The organism is Tenacibaculum soleae, from assembly GCF_030549005.1.
GTDB classification, from domain to species: domain Bacteria; phylum Bacteroidota; class Bacteroidia; order Flavobacteriales; family Flavobacteriaceae; genus Polaribacter; species Polaribacter soleae.
Map to the genome: position 1 here is coordinate 1 of NZ_JAUOSW010000021.1, position 4451 is coordinate 4451.

The window sequence follows — 4451 nt, forward strand, 5'->3', positions numbered from 1 at the left end:
GGATTATCTGATGGGACTTATACTGTAACAGTTGATTACGGAAGCGACTGTACAGTGGATGTAACTAATATTACAGTTTTAAATAATCAGGCATTTACCGCACAAATAACAGATTTTACAAATCCAAGATGTATAGGAGAAAGTAACGGAAGTATTGAAATAACAGCAGCATTTCCATCAAGTACACCAACAAGTTTTGAGTATTCATTAGATGGAGGAACTATTTGGAGTGCGGCGGCAACAAATCCGTTTACTATCACAGGATTAGGTAATGTAACTCATAATATATCGGTACGACCAGATAATACTTCACCGGCAGCGTGTAATGTATCTTTGAGTGAAGATTTATCAGATCCATCACCAATAGTAGTAGCGGCAAGTGTAACAAAACTAATTACTTGTGATACAGACCCTACATTAGATGGCGCAACGATAAGTATAACCGGAACCACATCCGGAGGAAACGGAGGTACTTATACGTATGCATTATTTGACAATGCAACAGCAACTGCACCAGCAGTTCAAACAGGCGCACCATTTACCGATATTGATACTTCGGGAGATTATTGGGTAGTAGCCACAGATGCAGAGGGTTGTACATCAGCTCCATTATTAGTAAATGTACCAGTAAAAGAAAATATTACATTTACAGCTATACCTCAATGTTTTGATGGATCAGATGGAAAAATTGATGTAAATGTTACTAATGGTAATGGAGGCTATGAATATAGTACCGATGGTACTAATTGGACAACTCCAACACCAGCTAACGCAACAAGCTTTACTATATCAGCCTTATCAGCAAATGTAGCTTATACGGTAAGTATTAGAGATATTTCAGGATGTATAGAAACAGAAAACGTTACTATAAATTCTGTGTTAACAGCAAGTGCAACACCAACAGATGCAAGTTGTACGCCTTTACCACCTGCAACTCCAACAGGTCAAATAGCAGTAACCCCAACAGGAGGTTCAGGAGTAGGTTATGTATATGCAGCGATATCAAATGGATCACCAGCACCTGTCGTAGGAGACTTTACAGCTACAAATCCAATTACAGGTTTAGATGCAGATACTTACGATGTTTATGTAAGAGACGATGCAGGTTGTGAATATATAATTGAAGATGTTGTCATAGATTTAATTACTCCAATAGCCATCACAGCAACAGTAAATGAGCCAACATGTAATGGTGATACAGGAAGTATTGATGGTGTAGTAACAGCTAATACGGGGCAAGCACCTTATACAATTACACTTGCAAATAGTGGCGGTGTTATTGGAGCTGAAACATTAACAAATTACACAACAAATACTTTTAGCTTTAATAATTTACCAGCTGAAACATATACGGTTGAAATAACAGATGCCTTAGGTTGTATAAGTATTGTAACTCCATTAACTTTAGCTAATCCACCTGCTATTGTAATGGATATTGAGCCTGTTTTACCGCCAAATTGTGCTATAGTAGATCCAATAAATACAGGTTTTGATTTCAATTTTGGTAGTTTAACAATTGCTGATTATGCACCATATTCTTTAGAGTACTCATTAGATAATGGAACAAATTGGAATCCTATTACTGCAGCAATGCATTCTATTAGCATTCCTCCAGCAACACCTGGAGATAATTTATATAGTGTAAGAAATTTAGTTCAAGGGCAAACTTATTACCCTTCAATAAGAATTGTAGATGGAGGAACAACACGTTGTCAGGTAGATAACGGTATTTTTGTAATGCCTTTTCAAGTAGAAGGTATTGTTGTTGATATTACTCCAGGAGGTGATTGTATAGTAGGATATTCTGTAACTGTTAAAGCGATTGGAGGAACAGGGCCTTATGAGTTTGGAATTAGTACAGAGGATCCAGTAAATACAGGTACTTGGCATCCAGCAGATGACCTTATTTTAACCCCAGATGAGAAAGTTTTTAATGATATTATCCCTGGGTTAAACTACTTATTTTATGTAAAGGATGTTAACGGTTGTGTTCAAACAAATGACCCTGATATCCCTATAATTTTCCCGGACTCAAGCTTTGATGTAAATATTACACCAACAGCAACAAGTCAATCTTGTAACGGTGCTAATAACGGATCATTATCATTTCTAATAGATGATGAAGATAATGTTCTAGCTCTTCCAGCTCCAGGAAAAGATTTCATATGGGAATTATATGATGGAGTTACAGATTCTCCAGTAGGAGGTGTTTCAGGAACAATAACTGCACCAGTAGTATATCCATTCACCTTAGATAGTTCTGTTGCTGGAGCAGCAGCCTTAGGTTCATTAGCATCTGGAAGATATTTTTTAGTTATAGAAGTAGATAACGGAACACCAAGTTCATGTAAATGGGCAAGTGGAGATATTGAAATACAAGAAACACAACCAATTACAGGTAATTTAACCGTAGTAAGTGATATAACATGTACTCGTAACGGAGTTATAAGAGTAGATAATGTAACAGGAGGAACAGCGCCTTATACATATACCGTAGCAACTGCTACTAATTTTTCTACAGCAAGTGCTAATGTTATAGGAAATACTATTGAATTTGCTTATGCAGATGTAATAACTAATACAAGTAATGTTACTGGTATTACTGTTACAATTGCAGATAGTAATGGTAATAGTTGTACAGAAACAATAGGGGCAGTTAACCTAATAGTAAGTCAACCTCCAGTAGTTATATATACCGACCCTAATAGCTGTGATGCAAACAAAACAATAACAACTAGAGTAAATAGTGGTAAAGAACCTTATCAGTTTTCAGTTGACGGCGGAACCTTTAGTGGTGATATTGCTTTAGATGGCGCTTTAGGTTATGCTGAATTTATAGCACAAAACTTAACACCAGGTAATCATGTGATTACAGTAAGAGATGCCAACGGATGTACTGTTACTACAAATGCTGATATTCAACCAAGTTTAGAATACACTGTTGATTTAACTAAAAATTTAACATGTGACCCTGCACCAGGAGACGAAGCAACGTATGAAATAGATAACGTTACTGGAAGTGGAACATATACCTATGAAGTTATTAGAAATGACAGTGGGTCAAATACCGTTGTAGTTGCAGCAGGTACACCTTTACCAGCAACACCTTTTACTTTTAGTACAGCAATCGCAGATGAATACACTATAACGATTACAGATACTGCAGAAGGTTGTACAAATACAAAAGTATTTACCGTAGCCCCAGCCGTAGTGCCTGTATTTAGCACATCTGTAACAAATGCAACGTGTAATGGAAGTGCGACAGGAAGTATCGCAGTAGATGTAACTGCAGGCTTAACACCGTTAGCATATAGTATTGTTAAAACAGATTTACCAGTTTTAGGAGCAGGACAAGCAACATGGGATGCAGCGACAAATTCATTTATCAATGTACCAGCAGGAACTTATACGGTAACGGTTGAGGGCGATAATGGCTGTTCGACAGATGTGGCAGATGTTGTCGTAAATGATAATCCGGTATTAACAGTAACCGCACCAACAGTAGTTCAATTTGGATGTACCACAGGAAATGATGTAAACAACGCTACGTTAAGCATTAATGCATTAGACGGATCAGGAGTTTCAGGCGGAACAACTGTATATTCAACCGTAGAGTTGTACCATGATGTTAGTGGAAACAATTCACCAGATAATTTAACAAATACAGCAGATGATGTTCAAATAAGTACGGTAACAGTAACCGGGACGAATCATGTATTTTCAATAAGTGATGTTACAGGCGGAAGTTATTATATACGTATTGTAGACAGTGCAAATTGTAGTGCAGTATCATTATCTACAATAATAGCTCCATTTGAAGCGATTACCGATATTAATATCAGTTCAGTAAAAGATATCGAGTGTGGAATAGGAGAGAATATCTCAGTAAAAACAAGTACCGATATTGATGATGTTACTTATGCTATAACAAGTGCTCCGGCAGGATATGCAGGGCCAACAAGTGAGACAGTAACACCAGCAACAGATGCAGCGTTAACGTTTACCAATTTACCAACAGGAACGTACACGATAACGGCAACACATCCAACAACAGGCTGTGTGTTTACTAAAGATTATACGGTAGGAACTGAGCCAAGTTATACGGTGATTGCGAACAATGCGCAAGCAACATGTTTTGGAGTAGCAGGCGGAAGTATTGATGTATTTTTTGATGCGAGTACTCCTTTTAACGGAGCTACGGATGTTTATGACTATGTAGTTTTTGAACAAGGCGGAACAGCAACAACAATTACCGGAACAGGAATTAATGGCGGAACCACAGAGACTATTACAGGATTACCAGAAGGTACCTATTATGTAGCAGTAACTATGACAAACACACCATTCTGTACCATAAATACAAATGAGTTTACAATAAATGAGCCAACGGCAATATTATCGGTAACAGGAGTTGTAACTAAAGAAGTAAGTTGTGAAAATGATTCAGATGC

At 37.4% G+C, this 4451-nt stretch carries 1 protein-coding gene; it reads left to right on the top strand.

Annotated elements, in window-relative coordinates:
- Positions 1-4451 (top strand): autotransporter outer membrane beta-barrel domain-containing protein (locus Q4586_RS13870; RefSeq protein ID WP_303529964.1); only part of this gene is annotated, 4451 nt, incomplete at both ends.